Below are 20992 nucleotides of genomic sequence, written 5' to 3' on the forward strand. Positions count from 1 at the left end.
GACAAATAATTGGAGGAGTCATTATGATTAAACTTATCATTGGCAACAAAGGAAGCGGAAAAACTAAAATACTCATTGACAAAGTTAACAACGCTGTAAAATCCACAAACGGTGATGTTGTATGTATTGAAAAAGGAATGAAGCTTGCTTTTGAACTCGATCACAAGGTTAGGTTAATCGACGCTGAAGAATATAATATAAAAGGTTATGATGCTTTTTATGGTTTTGTTACCGGTATTCTAGCTTGTAATTATGACATTAAAGAAATATTTGTTGACGGCATTTTGAAAATCGGCAATAAAGACATAGATGGCTTAGGCATTTTACTAGATAGACTATATAAACAAATTCCTTCTGATGTAACAATTGTATTTACAATTTCCGCTGATCAATCTGCACTCCCAGATAGTGTTTTAAAATTCTCATAAAATGATATGCAAAAGCCGCTCGATTGAGCGGCTTTTATATTTGTTTATCGTTTTCTTGATATTTAGTAGACGAATGAAACAAAAAGGTGTATGATAAAAACATATTTTGAAAATGAGGTGGGTTATTTGAATATCTTTACACATTTAAAAGAAAACGAAATTCGTTCATTATGTAATCATATCAATATGCCAACAGAGGCAACTGATGAAACAATTCGTGTTATGAATACATATGATTTTTCCAACTTACAGCCTTACTTTGACTGTTTATTTGATGTAAAAAAAGGTGATATTGCTGTAAAAGAAATGAATGAAATCCTAAAGGATGAAGCCGACAAGGGGTTTATTTTACTTGCAACATCATTAAGTGCTGCATTATACACGCAAGAACAATATCATGAAAAAGGTATTAGTGATGACATTTTCTATGATACAATGGGTTGTTTTTCTCGATTTGTAAAAGAGCATAAAGTTAGCTATGGCGTTTATGGATTTGATCGTTTCTTCTGGTCCTATCGCCAATTAGCACAAAGCCTTTTCCGCATTGGCACATTAGAATTTGAATTAGCTGTTTTTCCGTTAGAGGACATTGTTGTAAACGGTAAGACCTTACTAAAAAAAAATGAGCCATATCTCTCTATCCACATTCCATCCGATGCACGTATTGATAAAGCAAACAACCATGATTCCTATCATCGTGCAAATGCTTTCTTTGCTAAGTATTATCCTGAATTCCATTATAATATGTTTTATTGCAATAGTTGGATTATTTCTCCGAATTTAAAGAAGGTGTTGCCCGAGACTTCTAATATCATTCAATTTTTAAGCGATTTTAGTATTATTAAAGTTGATGAAGATGAAGAAGGATATAAAACTTGGGTATTTAAAAATAGCAACTTAACACCTGAACAATTTCCTGAAGATACATCACTACAACGTAATATCAAGCAACACGTTTTAAATGGCGGCAAAATTGGTGGTGCTCGTGGAGTAATCGATAAAAATCTATTTTAGTTCAATTTCAAAATTGGCTACAAAAAATCCTAGACAAATGTCTAGGATTTTTCAGACTGAAGAAAAAGTAGAATTTAATTTAATATCTGCAAGATATAAGGATTATTCTTGCTATTATGTATATTGGGCTATCCGCCCAAACCTGACCATGCTTTTTGGCAATCGCCCCAAAAAGCATGGATAAAAAATGCTTTGTTTCTCAAAATTGTTTTTTATATGACACCGCGTCTTAGTTTGTACGAAATTGATAAAGGTAAAGCTTGTGTTATATTATTTCTTCATTTGCTCCCCTAGATAATTTCTCGTAAAATCGTAATGCGACCAGCAATTGGTCCACGCAAATAACATTTGATAAAATATTTAAATGTTGCTATATGTCATTTTAGAAAAAACAATTTTCGCAAGTAAAATTCCTCTAATATTCATTTTCTTCTTGCGCTTTAAGTTTTTCTAGAAGCTGAAATCCTAGACAAATGTCTAGGATTTTTATTATTTCTTATTTATATTTCATTTTTGCGAGAATGACACCTGCAACTGTTACTATGACTCCCGCACCAACTAATGTAACCCAAGCCGGAGGAGCAACCATAAAGTCTAAGTTCATTCCGTAGAAGCTAAATATCATTGTTGGAATTGCCATCAATGTTGTAATAATTGTTAAGACCTTCATCACAATATTCAAGTTGTTTGATATAACAGAAGCAAATGCATCCATTGTTCCGGATAAGATATTGGAATAAATATTAGACATTTCAATTGCTTGTTTAAACTCAATCAACACATCTTCCAATAATTCTTGATCTTCTTCATATAAGCGAATGACTCTGCCTCGTAAAATCTTTTCTAATGTAATTTCATTTGATTTTAAAGAAGTTGAAAAGTAAACCAATGATTTTTCAAGTCCTAATAATTGGATTAACTCTTTATTCTTCATAGACTTATGCAGTTGGTTTTCAATATGAGCAGACATTTTGTTAATATGTTTCAAACGAACAAGGAAGCTTTGTGCAACTCTTAAAAGAACCGTTAATAAAAACCGAGTTTTCATTGTAGTTTGAACGTTTTTAACAAACCCACTTGCTATTTCGGTAATCACATTGGTTTCGTTTAGGCAAACCGTAACAACAATAGTTGGAGTTATAATTATACCGACCGGCATTGTTGTATAAACTAAAGTGTTATTACCTTCCGTAATGGAAAGAGGTGTGTCGATGATGATAAGCGTTTGATCATCTTCTATTTCAATACGAGATGATTCCTCTTCGTCAAGAGCAGCACTTACAAAATCACGGTCTAAATTCAATTCATTTGTTAAGAAGTTAATTTCCTCAACGGTGGGACTGACGGCATTAACCCAGCATCCTTCGGTTATTTCGTCTACACTGACTACAGTGTTGTTGATTGTTTTGTAAAAACTCAACATCGATTATTCCTCCTTTTTTCGGAAATTAATTAGTATTTTTGCATATAACTAATTATACCACACTAAAGGGCAATAAAACAAGGAAAACAGTACATGAATTACTCGAAATGACATCTTTATTTTTATCTATTCTGCCACCTTTTTCACAATTTAACCATAACGAAAAAAGTCACCGGTACGCATATCGGTGACTTTTTGTATAAAAGATAGTTATCTTTTGGTTTTAAATAGATCGATAATATCATCAAATCCTAAATCTCTATCAGGATCTGCATGTGTTTCGGTATTCCCTAGAATTGTTTCTGCCAAAGATGACATTGGCATATTTTTATTTTGATCAAATCCGGTTGCAATAACGGTAATCTGCATCTCATCATTAAAGGATTCGTCTAAAGCGACACCCCAGAAAATGTTAGCATCCGGATGTGCTGCATCGGAAATCATAGAAGAAGCAAAAGAAGCATCTTCCAAATCAATATCAGGAGAAGCAGTAATGTTAATAATGATACCACGAGCACCATCAATAGATGTTTCTAACAATGGGCTGGAGATTGCAGCTAATGCTGCTTGTTCTGCTTTATCTTTACCGGAAGCACGACCAACGCCCATGTGAGCATAGCCAGCATCTCGCATAACAGAGCTTACATCAGCAAAGTCTAAGTTTACAACGCCGGAAATATTGATTAAATCGGCAATACTTTGTACGCCTTGTCGCAACACTTCATCAGCTGCTTTAAATGCATTGATTAAAGTAAGCTTTTGGTCAGACATCAATTTCAAACGTTCGTTTGGAATAACAACCAAAGAGTCAACATGTGTGCTTAACTCTTCAACCCCTCGTTCTGCATTTTCGCAGCGACGCTTACCTTCAAATAGGAAAGGTTTAGTTACTACGCCAATCGTCAATATGCCTAATTCTCTTGCTATTTCAGCAACAACAGGAGCAGCACCGGTACCGGTTCCGCCACCCATACCTGCTGTTATAAAAATCATTTGCGAACCTTTTAAGATTGAAGCGATTTCGTCTCTGCTTTCTTCAGCAGCTAGAGCACCTTGCTCAGGGTTTCCGCCTGCGCCACGACCTTTAGTTAATTTATTACCTATTTGAACTTTATATGTAGCTTTTGAGTTTCTTAAAACTTGTTGGTCAGTATTGATTGTAACAAATTCAACACTCTTCATGCCACTCGAAATCATTCTGTCTACAGCATTTCCGCCGCCCCCGCCGACACCTACGACTTTTATGTTTACGATAGTATCGCTTTCGTTGTTATCAAGGGTGAATTGCATATCTCTTCCTCCTGTATTTTAATATCCCGAATACCCTCATGCACACTTTCTTGTCTTCTATAAAGATCAAGCACAAAGCGTACTCCTTTTTCAAATAACCTTGAGTTTCATAAAATTTATATAAAATTATACTAATATCCTTAGTATATATTTTAAACATTATTTAACTTTAAGTCAATATCTTTCAGTCAACTTTTAAGCTTTTCATCAAATAATATCGGTTTTACAAATTTGGATTTTTTACTTCTGGCTTAAAAAAGGCTTTTCCATTAATTTGAACATCTATTACCCCCTTTTCATTGTCGCCAATTTTTTTAATTACTTCCTTTGCAACATTTAATTTATATGTAAGGTCTTTTATATTTCCGACTTTAATTTGTATTTGATTGTTGTAATTCAAAGTAATACAAGACGGATTTTCAAGACTTACTCCTGTTATTTTTGGCATCTTTGCTGCTGCAATTGTGTCATATATTTTTAAACAATCTTGATAATGATTTTTATCGCTTTTCTTTATGTATTCACCAAGCTTCATATTACTGATGTTGATACCGATAAATTGAATTACCGAAGGTTCATCTACTGTGTCGGCTATTTTAATTAAACGACCAGCATTGCTAAAATAATAAAACTGCTTTTCATTTCGAATAATTAACTTGGTCTTTGCAATTTTTAGTTCAATATGAAGCGTTGTAGGAAACTTTCTTTTTACTTCAACAGCATCTATTGCTATATTTTTATTCAATACTTCATTTGCAATTTGCTTAGTATTAACAAGTAACAGATTATCGCCTATTTTTGCACCACTATTTTTAATAACGGTTTGTGATGCCAATATTTTATTATCTGATACCGTTATTTTTTTTATATTAAACAATACCGTAAAAGACAGTGTAACCAACGTCACTGTCAACAAAAATAGCAATATGATGTAGTGCAAAGCATAATTTTTTTTATGACGTTTTTTATGACGTTTTGCATTGCTTTGCCTACTTTGATTTCTCAATTGTTGCTCATCGACAACTGCACTTCGCGGTTCTTGATTATACTTCATGCTTATGATAATTCCTTTCTGTTTTTGTGCTAATATCGTCATATTCACAATAACCTTTATCGGCTATGACGGTACAAGCACAAATGACAGCTTGAAAAGTTATTCTTTTTATTCTCTGATGATTTTTGCCCCAAGTTTATTAAATTGTTCTTCTATCGTTTCATATCCTCTGTCAATATGATAGATATGATTTATTTTTGACACGCCTTGAGCTGCTAATGCTGCAATTACCAATGCTGCTCCACCACGTAAATCAGTAGCTTCTACAGAAGCTCCATATAGCTTTTTAACGCCCTCTACAACGGCAACTTTGCCTTCAACTTTAATATCGGCTCCCATTCTGGTTAATTCACCAACATGTTTATATCGACTTTCAAAAATATTTTCAACAAACATACTCGTTCCACTTGCAACTGTCAGCATTGCCATTATTGGAGCTTGTGCATCGGTTGGAAAGCCCGGATAAGGCATTGTTCTTATATTTTTAACCGGACGAATGATACTTGGTCCTGATATATTGATTTTATTGCTGTAAACGGAAAGCTTACATCCAGCTTGCTCTAAGATTGGTAAAACACTTTCAATATCATCTGTGTTAATATGATTTACCAATACATCACCGCCTGTTATTGCAGCACCACAAAGGTATGTAATTGCAACGATACGGTCTGGCATAACAGAATATTCAACAGAATTGAGCTTTTCAACTCCCTCTATAACAATTGTACTTTTTCCGGCTCCTTTGATTCTTGCACCACGTTGATTTAAATAATTTGCTAAATCGATAATTTCAGGTTCTTGAGCTGCATTTAATATGATTGTTTCCCCTTTTGACATAACGCTCGCCAATAAAATATTTTCGGTTGCGCCTACGCTTGGAAATGACAAATTTATCTTACAGCCTTTTAAGCCATTTGTTGCTTGACAACATAGCTTGCCGTACTCTTCAACGATATCTACTCCCAATTTTTGCAGCGAGGAGATATGTAAATCTATTGGCCTTGGTCCAAGTTCGCATCCTCCCGGGAAAGATAATGTTGCTTTTCCCATTCTTGATATAATTGCGCCTAAAAATACAATAGAAGATCGCATTTCATGCATCAAATTCTCTGGAATTTCGGTCTGTGCAATATGATCACTATTTATAATAACGGTATCCCCTTCACGTTCAACCGTACAACCAAGATAAGTAAGAATTTTGATAGCCGCATCTACATCAGACAGTTTGGGACAATTCTTTAGTACAGTTTGACCACCATACAAAAGGCTTGCGGCAAGAATAGGTAAAGAACTATTTTTTGCACCGTGAACATCTATTTCACCATTTAGACGTTTTCCTCCCTCGACAATAAGTCTTTCCATCTATTTACACCCTTTCGCTGCATAATAATTCGTTTGCAAACCATATTATGCTTTTTTGAAAGGATTGGTGAAAATGAAATACAAATAACGTAAAACGAACCTTTTTTAAATAATCGTTAAAATACTATCGTAAATGCGCTTTGTTGTATCAAATATTGCAAGGCTGGCGGAATTTCTTGAAATCTCCGTTAGCTTACTACGATTATTATATAAATCTTTTACGATTGCTATAATCTTTTCTTTTGAATAATCCTTCTCTTCAAGCAAAATACATGCATTCTTTTTCTTTAACACCATCGCATTATGGAACTGATGATTTGCAGTTACATTAGGGGATGGAACCAAAATTGCTGCTTTTCCCGTAGCTTCAATTTCACTGATTGTGATTGCACCTGCACGACAAATCACTAAATCTGCAGCTGCTAAGCAAGTATCCATATTATCAATATATTCCGATACTTTTACATCTCTTGTTACATTCAAATCAATATGATGTTCTTTTAATAATTCAGGAAACTTTTCTTTTCCCAAACGGCCATATCCATGAATATGATTAACAAGTCCTTGTTTATAATGCCATTCAATAATATCAGCGCCTATTTTGTTTATTGTATCAGCTCCCAAGCTTCCTCCAAACGATAAAATACACATTCTATCATCTAGATTCAATTCTTGCCGAGCTTCTGATTTTGTTTTCATGATTACGCTTTCCCGAACGGGATTACCAACAACTTCAAATCGATTTTTGACTTCTAGATGCTCTTTTGCTTCTTCTACTGCTGAAAATACAATATCTACTTTTTTAGCAAGCACACGAGTCGTTACTCCCGGAAATGCGTTTTGTTCATGAATAGCAGTTTTAATTTTCATTTTAGTAGCTGCTAACACAATCGGGCCGCTAACATAACCGCCTGTACCAATTACGATATCCGGTTTAAATTCTTTAATAATCGCTTTTGCCCTTGACTTAGATCGCAGCACTTTAACCAGTGCATTTACGTTATGTGCCATTTCTTTGGGTGCAAAGCTTCTTGAAAAGCCCATAACCTCAATTGGCGTAAACGCAAAGCCTGCCTTTTTTACCAAAGTAGCTTCCATTCCATTTGGCGTTCCTGCAAATAGTATTTCGGCTTTCTTATCCACTTTTTTAATATATTGCGCAATTGCGATTGCCGGGTTAATGTGGCCTGCCGTTCCGCCACCCGCAAGTATTACTCTCATAGAAACCTCCAATAACTTTTATTGTTATCCTTTTATATATTATGTTTTTTCCATTGTCGCTTGCCGAGATATATTGAGCAAAATTCCCATCTGTCCCAGCTGCATCATCAATGCTGTACCGCCATAGCTAAAGAACGGTAAACTAATACCTGTATTGGGAATTGTGTTTGTAACAACGGCAATGTTTAGAATTGCTTGAATACAAATTTGCGCAACAAGCCCGATTCCAAGCATATATCCGAATTTATCGGGCGCTTTTGATGCAATGGAAAACCCTCTGAATGTAAATAATACAAATAATACGATGACTAATAGCGCACCCACTAATCCTAATTCTTCGCAAACAATTGCAAAGATAAAATCGTTGTATGGTTCCGGTAAATATAAAAACTTTTGGTGCGAATTACCGATTCCACGGCCCATAATACCCCCGGAGCCAATTGCGATTAACGATTGTGCAGTTTGCCAGTTTTCGTCAGATAAATTTTCAAACGGGTGCAACCAGTTTGTAATACGTGAAGCCATATATTTACCTTTAAATAAAATCAAAGCCACTGCAGCAAGGCCACCCGCACCACCTAATATTGCAAAATACCGAAATTTCGTTCCTGCAATAAACATCATAACAAACCCGATTAAAAACATTAAGATAGTTCCGGATAAATGAGGCTGTTGCATCATTAGTGCAGCTACTGTCATTAAGCAAATTGCATAAGGTAATACGCCGTAAGTAAATGTGCCCATTCGTTTATAGTTGAGCGTTGATAAATGAGCAAACATGACAATCAACGCAAATTTCATAATTTCGGAAGGTTGGAAAGTAGTAAATCCTATGTTAATCCATCTTTTAGCGCCATTTAACCGTTCCCCTATAAACAAAACTGCAATTAACAAAGCAATACCAATTAAGAAAATGGGAAATACATAACGACGATAAACGTGATAATCAATAAACGAAATACCATACATAGAAATTACGCCCATAATAACAAATATGCCTTGACGCAAAACATAATACAAACTGTTATCAAACTTGTATACTGCATATGCATAGCTTGCTGAAAATACCATTAACAATCCATAGGTTAACAACACCAAAACAATAATTACAAATACCGAATCTAGACGTTTAAACCTTTTAGGTGGTGCCTTTGGGGCAGCTACTTGGCCTATTTGTCTTCTTTGTTTATTTTGCTTTTCTGCTTTTCTAGCCAGCTTGAACCACCCCTTAATTTGTTATATTAAATATAATAATAAATTGATTTACATATTGATAATTGCAAAATAGGAAAGTACACTCATAACTATTGTAATCAAACAAAACATGGTTACAATTTTACTTTCACTCATTCCACCCATTTCAAAATGATGATGAATTGGGCTCATTCGAAAAATACGCTTTCCCGTTGTTTGAAAGCTAATAACTTGTAGAATAACAGATAAGGATTCCACACAATACATAAATCCTACGAAGAATAAGATAAACGGCATATTTACGCCAAACGCTAATGCAACCACCATTCCACCCAAAAACAAGGAACCTGTATCTCCCATAAAAACTTTAGCCGGATGAATATTGTAAATCAAAAATCCCAATAAACTTGCCGCTAATGCAGATGCTAAAACATTGATTGCGGAAAGCTTTAAAACTGCTGTTGCAGCCATAAAGAAAACAGCAACAATAAAGGTTACACAACCTGCTAATCCATCAATTCCGTCAGTTAAATTAACTGAGTTTACAATTCCAATTATGAGTATGCCCATGATTGGATAGTATAAAACACCAAACTGCCATTGCCCTAAAAATGGAAGATTTACAATAGTGGAGCGATCACCAAAGGCATATAAAATAGTAAGATAAAAGACTGTTACAAGTATTTGCAGCATCAACTTTTGTTTGGCTTTTAGACCTAAGTTTTGCTTTTTGACTACTTTTATATAATCATCGAAAAATCCAATCATGCCAAACAGCAAAGCCATAATAAGCCCTGCTAATAAGCGAACAATTCCTTTTGTTTCGAGTAATACCGATTTTTGAACGAAAACCAGATAAGAAAAGCCCACAACAGCAGCAACCACGGTACCCACTATAAACATCATACCGCCCATTGTTGGTGTACCTTGTTTTTGTTTATGCCATGTTGGTCCATCTTCTCTAATGGTTTGACCATACTTTAGTTTTCTTAAAAACGGAATCATTACAGTTCCGAGTATTGCTGTTACTGTAAAGCCAACAATCACTGTTAGGATGACTGTTATACCACTCATTTACTCACCATACTTCTATCACAGGATGTAATAGGATATCCTTTCTTTTGTTGTAATGCAAAAACTAATTATTAAGCCAATCTTCATTTACCGCAAGAATTACTTCTTCCAATTTCATACCACGACTTGCTTTATAAATAATTGCATCGCCAGGTTCAACATTTGCTTTTATATAATCAACCAAGTTCTCTTTTTCTTCAAAATGGAATACATTTTTCATACCCATCATAATAGCGCCACGTTTGATTTCCTTTGCTAACTCACCATAACACAATAATACGTCAACTCGGGAACGTCCAACCATTTTACCGACTTCAACGTGTGCTTCTTCGCTGATATCTCCAAGCTCTAACATATCGCCTAATACACAAAATCGTCTTCCATTACAGTTTGTATTGGAAATAACGTCAATCGCTGCATTCATAGAATCTGGGCTTGCATTATAGCAATCTTCTATCACTATAATTCCGTTAATTTTTTTTACGTTTTGTCGCATGTTTGCATTTTTATACCATTTCATAGAAGCTACAATCTGCTCAGGCGGTATATCGGCAAGTAAACCAACACAAAAACCTGCCAACGCATTTTTTACGTTGTGCTTTCCTATTGTAGGTATTTCAGCTTGAATGGATTTTCCATAATAGTTTATCGTAAAGCTTGTTGAAGTTTCATTTTGCACAATATCTGATGCTGTTACATCAGCAGAAGCTTCAATTCCGTAATAAAGCACAGGTCTATCAATCATTGTATTCACTTTGCTAAGAAAAGGATCATCTGCGTTCAATACGAGTGTTGCATCATGCTCCATACCATCTGTTATTTCCAATTTTGCTTTTAAAATATTTTCCTGTGTTTTTAACGTTTCTATATGAGAAACACCAATGTTTGTTATTACGCCAACATTTGGTGTACAAACCTTTGTTAATGCACTGATTTCGCCAAAATCGCTCATACCCATTTCCAATACTGCATTTTCATATTCTTTTCCCAACGCAAACATTGTCATCGGCATTCCTATTTCATTATTAAAATTTCCTTGTGTTTTAAGCGTTTTTCCTTTTGCATTTAGTATGGTATAGATCATTTCTTTTGTTGAAGTTTTGCCTACACTACCTGTTACCCCTACAGTAAAAACGTGAAATAAGCTTTTATAATATTTTGCTAAATCTAAAAGTGCCTGCTTTGTATCTTCAACAACAATAATCCGAGATTCGCCTTCAATCGGTTTTTCAGATAATACTGCATTTGCTCCGGATTGTAATGCTTGTTCTATAAAAGTGTGTCCATCAAAATTTTCACCTTTGATTGCAATATACAGACAATTTGGCTCTATTTTTCTTGTATCAATGCAAACGCTTTCGATTTCGCAATCATATTCTCCACATCCATTGACAGCGTTTTTTATTGCCTGTAACGATAGTCTTTCCATTTTACTATACCCATCCTTTTCATGCTTGTTTGATATTTCTTATTCAAACATTATCCTATTTCATATAGGATTTTAAGTTAATATTCGTCTCCATCTTTATTGTTTACACAATCTTGCACAATCACTCTTTCGTCATAAAGATATTTCCTTGTTCCAATTATTTGATATTGTTCATGTCCTTTTCCTGCCAATATAATTGTATCATTTGGCATCGCATTCTTTATTGCATAGCATATTGCATCAGAGCGATCTACAATTACAACATGATCTTTATTTTCGGGAATTCCCTTTAATATATCATTGATAATAAATTCAGGATCTTCTGTTCTTGGGTTATCGGATGTTACAATTAAAAAATCAGCATACTTTGAAGCCACTGCTCCCATTTTAGGACGTTTGGTTTTATCTCTGTCTCCTCCGCAGCCAAAAAGCAATACGACTCTTCCTGTTGCATACTGTCTTGTGCTTTTTAATATATTTTCTAAGCCATCAGGAGTATGTGCAAAATCACATATAATTTGATAAGAAGGATTCGCATATACAATTTCGTTTCTTCCCATAATGCCTTTTATTTTTGCAATAGAAGAAATAGAATTGAATAATGAAATCCCAAGCTTTGTTGCAACTGCTATCCCTGCTAATGCATTTTGAACAGAATATAATCCGGGTATAGCAAAGGAAACTTTGCTTTCAATTTGTTTATGATGTAAGTTAAATTGAACACCTTGATTACTGCATATAATTTGATCTGCATAAAAATCAGCTTTGGGATTAACAATGGAATAAGTATAAAACGGAATTTGAATTTCTTCAGTGAGTCGTTTTCCATAAGTATCATCAATATTGATTACACCAAACCTTGCAATATTAAAAAGTTTTCTTTTAGCAAGATAATAGTCTTCCATATCTTTATGATAATCTAAATGATCTTGTGTTAAGTTTGTAAAAACTCCAATTTCAAATTGACAACCGCTCAACCGTTTTTGGTCAAGTGCATGAGAAGATGCTTCCATAGAAACGGCTTTGCAGCCTTTTCGTTCCATTTTGTGGAACAATTGATGCAATATATACGGATCTGGAGTTGTTTGCTCTAAAGATTCGATTTCATTCGCATATTCGGCTCGTATTGTTGAAACCAATCCCGTTTCAATTCCCGCATTGTTTAACAAGGTTTTGATAATGGTACTCACAGATGTTTTCCCATTAGTACCCGTTGTAGCAATCAACGTAAGTAAATCTGCTTTGTTTTCAAATAAAATCTTACACATATTTGCGTAACAAAGCCTTGTATCTTCTACAATGATTTGCTTTTCCAACCCTAAATTGCTTTCACAAATAACGTATAAAGCACCTTTTCTCAATGCTTCAGCTGCAAATTGATGACCATCTATTTTAACCCCATGGATGCAAACATATATTGCGTTTTTCAGTTGCTCGTTTGAATTGACCTTTACATCTGAAACTTCACAATCTTTATATTCCGATAAAACCTTTGTTTTGCTAAGAAGCGCCGATAGTAGCATAAAAACCCCTCCTAAATGAATTTCATTTATAGAATCGTTTTCTTTCCTAACCTTTAAACCTCTTACCCCAATCTCTTTCTATTCGGTATTAATATTTAAACATGTAATCTCAACAACTGTACCAATTGGTGCATCTGTACCCGGTGCTATTGATTGTGCGGTGATAGATGAATTTTGGTGACCTGTCGCCAAACCTTTTATTAAAACGTTGAATTTTTTGGATTCCAGCAACGCTTTTGCAGCACTTGGAGTAAGGTCAGTTACTTTTGGTACTTTTGCCGTTGTTTCTGCGACATCCTCAGTATATAAAATCACTGTTCCGTCTCGTGGCATTTTTGAGCCGGAGCTTGGAACTTGTTTTACAACATTACTTCCCGAACCAACCACTTTTGCTTTTGTAAATCCTTGTGCAGATAATGCACTTTGTGCTTCCAATATTCCTTTTTCTAAAACAAAAGGAACAACCTTTTCACTATTTGCAATTTCTTCTTCTGTGAATTTTGGGCTATAACCCAAATAAGGTAATGTATCAGATAATACTCTAGCAGCAACCGGAGCTGAAATTACACTACCGTAATATTGACCTGAAGTTGCTTCATCTACCATGATATAAACTGCCAATTGTGGATTTTCCATTGGTGCTACTGCAACATAGGAAGAAATATACGCATTTTGATCATCACCAGGAGTTTGCTTTTGAGAAGTACCTGATTTACCACCAATACGATAGCCTTTAATAGAGGCGTTCGTTCCGCCTTTTGCGTTTACGACTTCTTCCATAAGACCACGCATTGTTTTAGATGTTTCTTCGCTGATTACTTGACGTTTTACAATCGTATCGTTTGTTTTCACGATATTATTGTTCTGATCCATAACATCTTTCACAACATGAGGTGTTACCAATTTACCACCATTCACAACTGCACTTACAGCAGTAACTACTTGAATTGGTGTTAACGCCATAGATTGACCGAAAGAGCAGCTTGCCAGTGATACTGCGCCAAGCTTATCGGCAGTATAGTAAAGACTAGTTCCTTCGCCAGGTAAATCGATTCCTGTTTTTTCGGTTAACCCAAAGGCTTTAAAATATTTATAGAATAAATTTGAGCCTAAATCCGAACCGATTTTTACGAATGATGGGTTACAAGAGTTTACGATTGCTCCCGTAAAGTCCAAAGATCCATGACCGGTTGTTTTATGACATTTCATTGTTCTATCGCCAACTTTAACATATCCGGGACAATTAAAAGCAGAATGCAATGAAGATGTTTTTTCTTCTAGTGCAGCGGAAGCCACAACTGTTTTAAATACAGATCCAGGTTGATAAGCATAAGAAATAGCCTTGTTATTCCATTGTGCTTGCTGTGCCTTTGTCTTTGCATCTTTTTGCTGATCTTCCGGTAGCTTTTCTACTTCCGTTCTTACTGTATCATCTAAAATATAATAAGGATTATTTAAGTCGAAATTCGGCATATTTGCCATTGCAAGAATTTCGCCTGTATTAACATTCATTACAATTCCTGCGGCACCTTTTTTCGGCGTATGTTCTTTCATTACTTGCGTTAATGACTTTTCTAAGAAATGTTGTATCGTTTCATCAATAGTCAATACTAGGTTATTACCGTTAGTTGGTGCAAAACGTTCTTCATAACTAACAGGCATATCTTCGCCAATACCATTTTTAGCTGTTACTATGTATCCCGGAATTCCCTTTAACTCTTTATCATATGTTTGCTCTAATCCATATAATCCTTGCGCATCAGAACCTGTAAAACCAATTACTGAAGAGGCAAAGGTTGAGTTTGGATAGTAGCGTTTGGTATTTTCTTGCAAAGTAATGCAATACCAACGTCTTTTACGGTCATTAACAAGTGCACGAATTGCGTCTGCTTCAGGTTTTTCAACTTTTTTCTTAATTATTTCATATTGATTCTTTTTGTGCGTTTGTTCTAATACCTTTGCTTCATCTATTTTTAAGATGGTAGAAAGCTGTTTTGCAATATCTTTCCTACGCTGTTCTATTTCCGCGTCCGTTTTCAAATTACCTTTAATATCTACCGGCGAAAGAATAACATCCCAAACAGTTGCACTTTGCGCAACCACTTGCATGTTGCGGTCATAGATAGTTCCCCTATTTGCAGGGATCGAAGATGGGCGCATTTGTTGTTGCGTTGCCTTTTGAGAATAATAATCATATTGAAATACTGTAATTTTAACAATATTGTATATTACAATTACAAACGCCAGCATAAAAGCTGTTATTACCACATAATTTAGGCGCTTTTTCATTTTCAAGGTAGGTAATTTCGACATTGTTATTTAAAACCCCCTTTTTATTGCATGGGACAAGTAGCTTATCATACTACGGAATAAGCGAGGGGATAGCTATTTCGCCTCCCCTCATCTCTTTATATTTTATTATTTAAACCCCACTAATATTCCTTTTTTCTGCTAATTAAACAAGCCCTGAAACCAATTTGAGATGGAAGACCATAATGTTTTTTGTTTTAATACCTCAGCTTTATCGGCTGTATTAAAGCTGATATATTCAACTTGACTTTGATCTAGTTTGGTAAGACCTAATTGTTCTTCTGCAATTTGCTCTATATTGTTTAATGATAGTTTGGATTCCAATTGCATTTGCAATCTTGCATTATCACTTTTCACTTCATTGATTTGTGCAGTAAGCTTTTTATACTCTTTATCTACTTCTGCTTGCTGAGCTCGTCCATATAAAAGAAGCGAAATCATACTCATTGCAACTAACATATATGCACAAGCACGAGCTACGCTCACCCTTTTTGCAACACGTTTTGGCTTGGGTACTTTTTCTATCTGCTGTTGCTTCTTTACACTTGTCTCTTCAAATCTGCCATAGTCATAAGCTAAATTAGAATTGTGTTGCATAAAAGTCCGTCCTTTCCTACATCCTAACTATAAAATAATATGGATCAACCTATACCTTGTTAGCTATTTTATAGTTTTTCTAAAATTCTGAGTTTTGCACTTTTGCTCCTTCTGTTGTATTCTAACTCTTCCTCTGTTGCTACAATTGGCTTACGATTTACCAATCGTGCTTTGGGTTGATTACCACACACACATACAGGAAAATCAGGAGGACATGTACACCCCTTGCACCATTCCAAATAACGATGTTTCACCATTCTGTCCTCAAGTGAATGGAACGTTATTATTACCAGTCTGCCTCCGGGATTTAAGCATGAAAATGCTTTATCCAATCCTTCAGATAAGCTATCGAGCTCACCGTTTACCGCAATACGTATTGCTTGAAACGTTTTTTTACATGGATTTTTTTCTCGCCTTTTTGCAGCAGGAATCGATGATTTTACAAGTTCTGCAAGTTCTGCTGTTGTTTCAATTGGTTTTATTGCTCTTGCTTTTTCAATAGAAAACGCAATTTTTCTTGCAAAATTCTCTTCACCATATTCTCTTAAGATACGAGTAAGCTCATTGACTGAATAAGTGTTTACAATATCTTTAGCGGAAATACCCTTTTGTGACATTCGCATATCTAAAGGAGCATCGCCATGATAACTAAATCCTCTTTCCGTTACATCAAGCTGATGCGAGGAAACGCCTAAATCTAATAAAATACCATCTATACCATCAATCTGCAACTCTTGTAAAACGCTATCCATATCACGAAAGTTTGCAGATACAACCTGAGCTGTTTTGTATTCACTTAATCGTTCGGTTGCAATTTGAATTGCATCAGGATCTTGGTCAAGTGCAATAAGCCTTCCACTAGTCAATCTTTTGGCAATTTCACTTGAATGTCCGGCACCACCGGCTGTACCATCTAAATAAATGCCATCCGGTTTTATATTTAATCCTTCTATACACTCATCGAGCATAACGGATATATGCTTAAAGTCCATCTATTCACCTCGTTGGAAATTTCAATACTTTGTTAGTATGCCCCTTCAAAACAAATTTCCACAATAGGCTGTTTTTATTTTGAAAAAGTTTAGAATCCAAGCTCGTCCATTGCTTGTGCAATTGTATTGGAATCTAACTCAGTACAAATTGTATCCCAGTTTTCTTTACTCCATATTTCGCAATGAGTTGATGCACCAATAATCATGACATCTTTATCAAGATTTGCATATTCTCTTAGGTTGTTTGGAATTACAATTCTGCCTTGTTTATCTGGCTCTACTTCTAATGCACTTGCAAAGAAAAATCTTTGCAAATTTCTTGCTTTTGATAACGGCAATCCTTTTATCTTTTGTTCAACAATTTGCCATTCTTCCATTGAATAAACAAATAAGCAATTATCGCCTAATCCTTTTGTGATGATAAAGCGTCCTCCTAAATTTTCACGTAGCTTTGCAGGGAAATTTAATCTGCCTTTGACATCAATACTATAACTGTATTCTCCAATTAGCATTTCCCCACCACCTTTAATTTTTAGGGCAAGTAAACCACATTACACCACTTTTCACCACTTAATAGATATTATAAAGTGTAAATAAAAAAAATGCAATAGTTTGAGTACAATTTCACAAATTATTTGTGAACTTTTTACAGTTAAAATGCCCTATAAAACTACTTATTTTTACTAATTAGTTGCTTTATTTTTTTTATTCTAATAAATCAAAAGAATTAAACAATATAACTACTTTTGTTAATATACAAAAATAAAGAGATATAGAAAACAAAAGCTTTCCATATCTCTTTGTTGTTTAATCAATTATTGGAGTAACACTTTTCAATAATGCAAAAATAACATCCTTTTTATTATTGAAACAATCTTTTGACATCTCTATTCTTGCATCATGATGAGTGCTTCTATTCGGACTATTATGCAAATCTTTGTCCTTGAAATATTCTATATAAGCTAATATCTTATTTCCATCATAATAATAAACAAATTCAGCAAGATTTCCGTTGTTCGTGCGAAACAGCTCTTTCCCCTCTTGTTTATAAGTATCATCGTAAGGGTTTTGAGGTGTAGAAATATTTCCTTTTACATAAATAAAATCCTGTTTATTACTTGAAAAAAATATATGCACTCCATTATCGGGATCGCGTTCTCTTCCCTTAGATTGATCCTCTATGCGATATTTTTCCTCTAGTATTTGATATTGTGATGGATACTTTAATGTAAAAGGATAAATTTTATTTTTATATTCTTTCCATTTGCTTATATCTAAAGGTTTTACGTCTTGAAATAAAATCAATTCTTCTTTTATTAAATATTGTGAAGATGCATTCGTCTCACTTTTCACATCTGACGATTTATCCTCATTCGAAATTTGACTTGCTTCATTGCTGGAAATATCTTGGCTTATAGGAGGGTGAGTGCTATTACATGAAACTGATAGTAAAAATATACATATCAATAACCCAAGAACACAAACTTGTTTACTCATAACACATTTCCTTACTTTATTACTTTTTACAAATCATTGATATTCATTATTGTAATTATTCATTTCCATCATAATATAGCTTTCCTATAAATGTCAATCATTTACTGCAAATAACTATAAAAATCGCCACAAGAACAAACTTGTGGCGATTTTTAATGCTATAGAATATTATTCATCTAAGCTTGAGGTTGCATTAGGATTTACCTTAATTCGCTTGGTTACTTCATCCAAAGTAACATTTGCAATCTCGTCCTCATACATAAACATCATATACTGATTTTTAGAGTCATTATACATAATACTAATACTAAACATTGATATATCATCATTTACTACACTTTTTACAAAAGCATACATTGCAGAAGCTACTTCTTGTTTTGTTACTTCTTTGTCTGAATTTATAGTCACATCCGCTGAAACATGCCTATCAGGATCTAAAAATAGTGGACCATTGAAACTACTGTCATTACGCATATTAAAATCAGCATCTAGCTTTAATTCATCAACTACTTTTGTTAAAGCGATACGTGCTTTTCTTTCTTGTTGGTAATAAATCTGATTCACTTCGTTCACTCGATTGATAACCGGTGCAATTGCTGAGGTTCCAATTGTTACAACAGATATCATGATAACCATAAAGATAGAAAGGCCATCATATTTTAATTTCTCTTCTTTAAACCGAATTGCATATACCAATATTTCAGCACCCAATACAATTAAAATGAGAGGTGAAAATTGGATAATTTGCAATGCACTGGCTTTAAAAATCAAAGCTAACGGAATCATAATTCCGATTAAAATCAACGCTATACCAAGCGTAAAGGTCCCAACTCTTCTTTGTTTCATTAGTAGATTCCCCCATCTGATATATAATGATTTCTTTTAGAAACGAAATAACTGATAGGAATGATCACAGCTAATATTGCAATCAATGAAACTAATATTTTTTTAATGCTCTTGTTCTTCAATGTCCGTTCCTCCGATGTTTGATGTGTTTAGATCATCTAGTTGTTTTTTAGTTGTTCCTTTAATTAACTTAATACCAATTAACAAGCAAACGATTGGAACAATCAACTTAGGAATGAATCCAGTAACCATATGCATAAAGAAATAAGCATCACGACCAAACATATAATTTATCATATCGTAATTATTAACTAACAAAATATTGATTAGCGCATAAATTGCAATTGCAATCAACACCCATCCAATAATCAAATGGCGTTTTTTCATAATTTCAGCAAATTTTCCTGTGCTCTTAATTCCTAAATTAACAATATAGCTATCTTGAATTGCTTTTAGCTCATCAACAGTATAGTTAATACGGTTAATTGCATCAAAGAAAGCGAAGAACCATATGATTGGCAATGCAAAATTAATTACCGGAATATATAAAAACACACTAAATGCAATAATCCCAAAGAAAGCTCCCATAATGGAAATACCTTTCTTCATAAGTCCTTGATACATTTGACCTGCACCCGGAATTAAAGAAAAAATAAAAGTTAAGAATTTGCTTTTGGTTTTGCGAATAGTATAAATCGGTGGTTGCTGAGATTGATAATTTTGGTTTGGATTGGGACTTGTATAAGCGTTATTTGGATTCATTTTCTTTCTCCCCTTTTATTGAATTGTTAAAATTATAAGCAAACTGATTAAATCCGTCCATGAATTGATTAGAAAAATTAAAGAATTGATGCTGTTTTTGTTGAGGTTTTGGTGGTTGATTATCTGTTGGAGGTACAAAAGTGATAAAATCAAAAATGCCACCTACAAGTAATACCATCGTCATACATACAGCAATTCCAAGTTTTACGAATTGCATAGTTATAATTTTGGATTGCCTTTTCTTCTTGCTTTCATTTGATATTCCAGCTAATATATTTTGCTCTAAATTCTCAGGAGGTTCAATTAGTGCTTCTTCTGTTAAATTGTCAAGATAAAGTTGCATACACTCTTCACAATTGGATAAATGGGTTAAAACTAATTCACGCTCTTGAGCGGTTAATGCTCCTGTTTCAAGCATTAATAATGCCAGTTGTGTTAAATGTCCATTTACATAATAAGTTTTATCCAGCATCACATATGACCTCCTTTAATATTACTTTTAATTTATCTCGCGCTCGATAAGCCCTTGTTTGTACCGTTTTTATCGGGGTGTTAAGCTCATCTGCTATTTCTGCGAAAGTTTTTTCTTCAATGAAATATTTCACCGCGACTTCCGAGTATGGTTCTCCTAGGTTTTCACAAGCGTGTTTCATAAATGTAATTCTTTCATTCTCTTCGACAATATTTTGGGTAGTTTTTTTGTCTTCAATTGCTTGGAGATGTTCATCTTCTACTACGTTGGTTGTTCTTACGTATGCACTCTTTAAAAAATCTTTGCACTTGTTTGTTGCAATTTTTACAAGCCATGCTTTGTAATGATCACCAACGAAATTATCAATTGCTTTATAGGCTGTAAGAAATGTTTCTTGCGTCAAATTTTCTGCTTCTTGATAGTCTTTTACGAATTGGTAGCAAACAGTAAATATTAACTTGTTATAAGACTTCACAATCTGAGTGAACTGATTATCATTCATAT

The 20992-nt window shown here is 34.3% G+C and carries 20 protein-coding genes; 2 read left to right on the top strand and 18 right to left on the bottom strand.

Annotated elements, in window-relative coordinates; translation table 11 throughout:
- Window positions 1-23 precede the first annotated feature (23 nt).
- Both RBG61_RS03570 and RBG61_RS03575 read left to right on the top strand, forming a co-directional pair.
- A complete protein-coding gene (locus RBG61_RS03570; RefSeq protein ID WP_307945843.1) occupies window positions 24-428 on the top strand; it encodes a hypothetical protein in 405 nt (134 codons plus the stop codon).
- 126 nt (window positions 429-554) lie between these two features.
- A complete protein-coding gene (locus tag RBG61_RS03575) occupies window positions 555-1442 on the top strand; it encodes an acyltransferase domain-containing protein (protein WP_307945846.1) in 888 nt (295 codons plus the stop codon).
- A gap of 496 nt (window positions 1443-1938) precedes the next feature.
- Here RBG61_RS03575 and RBG61_RS03580 read toward each other — a convergent pair whose 3' ends face one another.
- The 18 genes from RBG61_RS03580 to RBG61_RS03665 all read right to left on the bottom strand — a co-directional run bounded on the left by RBG61_RS03580 (window position 1939) and on the right by RBG61_RS03665 (window position 20990).
- Entirely contained in the window at window positions 1939-2865 is a 927-nt protein-coding gene (locus tag RBG61_RS03580; protein WP_307945848.1) for a magnesium transporter CorA family protein, read from the bottom strand.
- A gap of 210 nt (window positions 2866-3075) precedes the next feature.
- Window positions 3076-4155, bottom strand: a complete 1080-nt coding sequence (gene ftsZ / locus RBG61_RS03585) for a cell division protein FtsZ (RefSeq protein WP_307945851.1) — start codon at window positions 4153-4155, stop codon at window positions 3076-3078.
- Between the two features lie 223 nt (window positions 4156-4378).
- Window positions 4379-5251: a cell division protein FtsQ/DivIB gene (locus tag RBG61_RS03590; RefSeq protein WP_307945853.1), complete on the bottom strand. Its 873-nt coding sequence runs from the start codon at window positions 5249-5251 to the stop codon at window positions 4379-4381.
- Between the two features lie 66 nt (window positions 5252-5317).
- Window positions 5318-6571, bottom strand: a complete 1254-nt coding sequence (murA, locus tag RBG61_RS03595; RefSeq protein ID WP_307945855.1) for a UDP-N-acetylglucosamine 1-carboxyvinyltransferase — start codon at window positions 6569-6571, stop codon at window positions 5318-5320.
- Window positions 6572-6676: 105 nt separating this feature from the next.
- On the bottom strand, window positions 6677-7792 hold the full coding sequence (gene murG, locus RBG61_RS03600; protein WP_307945857.1) for an undecaprenyldiphospho-muramoylpentapeptide beta-N-acetylglucosaminyltransferase: 1116 nt from the start codon (window positions 7790-7792) through the stop codon (window positions 6677-6679).
- Between the two features lie 39 nt (window positions 7793-7831).
- Window positions 7832-8863 (bottom strand): putative lipid II flippase FtsW, encoded by a 1032-nt coding sequence (gene ftsW / locus RBG61_RS03605; protein WP_307945859.1) that lies wholly within the window; start codon window positions 8861-8863, stop codon window positions 7832-7834.
- A gap of 192 nt (window positions 8864-9055) precedes the next feature.
- Entirely contained in the window at window positions 9056-10060 is a 1005-nt protein-coding gene (mraY, locus tag RBG61_RS03610) for a phospho-N-acetylmuramoyl-pentapeptide-transferase (protein WP_307945861.1), read from the bottom strand.
- Window positions 10061-10124: 64 nt separating this feature from the next.
- A complete protein-coding gene (locus RBG61_RS03615) occupies window positions 10125-11489 on the bottom strand; it encodes a UDP-N-acetylmuramoyl-tripeptide--D-alanyl-D-alanine ligase (protein ID WP_307945864.1) in 1365 nt (454 codons plus the stop codon).
- Between the two features lie 77 nt (window positions 11490-11566).
- Window positions 11567-13012 carry a UDP-N-acetylmuramoyl-L-alanyl-D-glutamate--2,6-diaminopimelate ligase gene (locus RBG61_RS03620; protein WP_307945866.1) on the bottom strand — a complete coding sequence of 482 codons (1446 nt, stop codon included), beginning with the start codon at window positions 13010-13012 and terminating at the stop codon, window positions 11567-11569.
- 78 nt (window positions 13013-13090) lie between these two features.
- Entirely contained in the window at window positions 13091-15325 is a 2235-nt protein-coding gene (locus tag RBG61_RS03625; RefSeq protein ID WP_307945867.1) for a penicillin-binding transpeptidase domain-containing protein, read from the bottom strand.
- A gap of 138 nt (window positions 15326-15463) precedes the next feature.
- Complete coding sequence (locus RBG61_RS03630) at window positions 15464-15919, bottom strand: hypothetical protein (RefSeq protein ID WP_307945869.1); 456 nt, start codon at window positions 15917-15919, stop codon at window positions 15464-15466.
- 68 nt (window positions 15920-15987) lie between these two features.
- Window positions 15988-16911: a 16S rRNA (cytosine(1402)-N(4))-methyltransferase RsmH gene (rsmH, locus tag RBG61_RS03635; protein WP_307945870.1), complete on the bottom strand. Its 924-nt coding sequence runs from the start codon at window positions 16909-16911 to the stop codon at window positions 15988-15990.
- Window positions 16912-17000: 89 nt separating this feature from the next.
- Entirely contained in the window at window positions 17001-17423 is a 423-nt protein-coding gene (gene mraZ, locus RBG61_RS03640; protein ID WP_307945871.1) for a division/cell wall cluster transcriptional repressor MraZ, read from the bottom strand.
- Between the two features lie 295 nt (window positions 17424-17718).
- Window positions 17719-18408 (bottom strand): hypothetical protein, encoded by a 690-nt coding sequence (locus tag RBG61_RS03645; protein ID WP_307945873.1) that lies wholly within the window; start codon window positions 18406-18408, stop codon window positions 17719-17721.
- A 168-nt stretch (window positions 18409-18576) separates the two neighbouring features.
- Entirely contained in the window at window positions 18577-19254 is a 678-nt protein-coding gene (locus RBG61_RS03650) for a hypothetical protein (protein ID WP_307945875.1), read from the bottom strand.
- 102 nt (window positions 19255-19356) lie between these two features.
- Window positions 19357-20016: a hypothetical protein gene (locus RBG61_RS03655; RefSeq protein WP_307945877.1), complete on the bottom strand. Its 660-nt coding sequence runs from the start codon at window positions 20014-20016 to the stop codon at window positions 19357-19359.
- Entirely contained in the window at window positions 20003-20491 is a 489-nt protein-coding gene (locus RBG61_RS03660; RefSeq protein WP_307945879.1) for a hypothetical protein, read from the bottom strand. The genes RBG61_RS03655 and RBG61_RS03660 overlap by 14 nt, the downstream gene beginning before the upstream one ends.
- Window positions 20478-20990 (bottom strand): RNA polymerase sigma factor, encoded by a 513-nt coding sequence (locus RBG61_RS03665; protein ID WP_307945882.1) that lies wholly within the window; start codon window positions 20988-20990, stop codon window positions 20478-20480. The genes RBG61_RS03660 and RBG61_RS03665 overlap by 14 nt, the downstream gene beginning before the upstream one ends.
- Between the last annotated feature and the right edge of the window lie 2 nt (window positions 20991-20992).

It is taken from the genome of Paludicola sp. MB14-C6 (assembly GCF_030908625.1).
GTDB lineage: Bacteria > Bacillota > Clostridia > Oscillospirales > Ruminococcaceae > Paludihabitans.

Bases quoted from the DNA above. Each gene is read 5' to 3' on its own strand.
- RBG61_RS03655 (WP_307945877.1), bottom strand. From the start codon at position 20,016: ATGAATCCAAATAACGCTTATACAAGTCCCAATCCAAACCAAAATTAT.
- RBG61_RS03620 (WP_307945866.1), bottom strand. From the start codon at position 13,012: ATGCTACTATCGGCGCTTCTTAGCAAAACAAAGGTTTTATCGGAATAT.
- rsmH (WP_307945870.1), bottom strand. From the start codon at position 16,911: ATGGACTTTAAGCATATATCCGTTATGCTCGATGAGTGTATAGAAGGA.
- RBG61_RS03630 (WP_307945869.1), bottom strand. From the start codon at position 15,919: ATGCAACACAATTCTAATTTAGCTTATGACTATGGCAGATTTGAAGAG.
- RBG61_RS03590 (WP_307945853.1), bottom strand. From the start codon at position 5,251: ATGACGATATTAGCACAAAAACAGAAAGGAATTATCATAAGCATGAAG.
- RBG61_RS03570 (WP_307945843.1), top strand. From the start codon at position 24: ATGATTAAACTTATCATTGGCAACAAAGGAAGCGGAAAAACTAAAATA.
- mraZ (WP_307945871.1), bottom strand. From the start codon at position 17,423: ATGCTAATTGGAGAATACAGTTATAGTATTGATGTCAAAGGCAGATTA.
- ftsZ (WP_307945851.1), bottom strand. From the start codon at position 4,155: ATGCAATTCACCCTTGATAACAACGAAAGCGATACTATCGTAAACATA.
- RBG61_RS03625 (WP_307945867.1), bottom strand. From the start codon at position 15,325: ATGTCGAAATTACCTACCTTGAAAATGAAAAAGCGCCTAAATTATGTG.
- murG (WP_307945857.1), bottom strand. From the start codon at position 7,792: ATGAGAGTAATACTTGCGGGTGGCGGAACGGCAGGCCACATTAACCCG.
- mraY (WP_307945861.1), bottom strand. From the start codon at position 10,060: ATGAGTGGTATAACAGTCATCCTAACAGTGATTGTTGGCTTTACAGTA.
- RBG61_RS03650 (WP_307945875.1), bottom strand. From the start codon at position 19,254: ATGAAACAAAGAAGAGTTGGGACCTTTACGCTTGGTATAGCGTTGATT.
- RBG61_RS03665 (WP_307945882.1), bottom strand. From the start codon at position 20,990: ATGAATGATAATCAGTTCACTCAGATTGTGAAGTCTTATAACAAGTTA.
- RBG61_RS03645 (WP_307945873.1), bottom strand. From the start codon at position 18,408: ATGAGTAAACAAGTTTGTGTTCTTGGGTTATTGATATGTATATTTTTA.
- RBG61_RS03580 (WP_307945848.1), bottom strand. From the start codon at position 2,865: ATGTTGAGTTTTTACAAAACAATCAACAACACTGTAGTCAGTGTAGAC.
- RBG61_RS03615 (WP_307945864.1), bottom strand. From the start codon at position 11,489: ATGGAAAGACTATCGTTACAGGCAATAAAAAACGCTGTCAATGGATGT.
- ftsW (WP_307945859.1), bottom strand. From the start codon at position 8,863: ATGGTATTTTCAGCAAGCTATGCATATGCAGTATACAAGTTTGATAAC.
- murA (WP_307945855.1), bottom strand. From the start codon at position 6,571: ATGGAAAGACTTATTGTCGAGGGAGGAAAACGTCTAAATGGTGAAATA.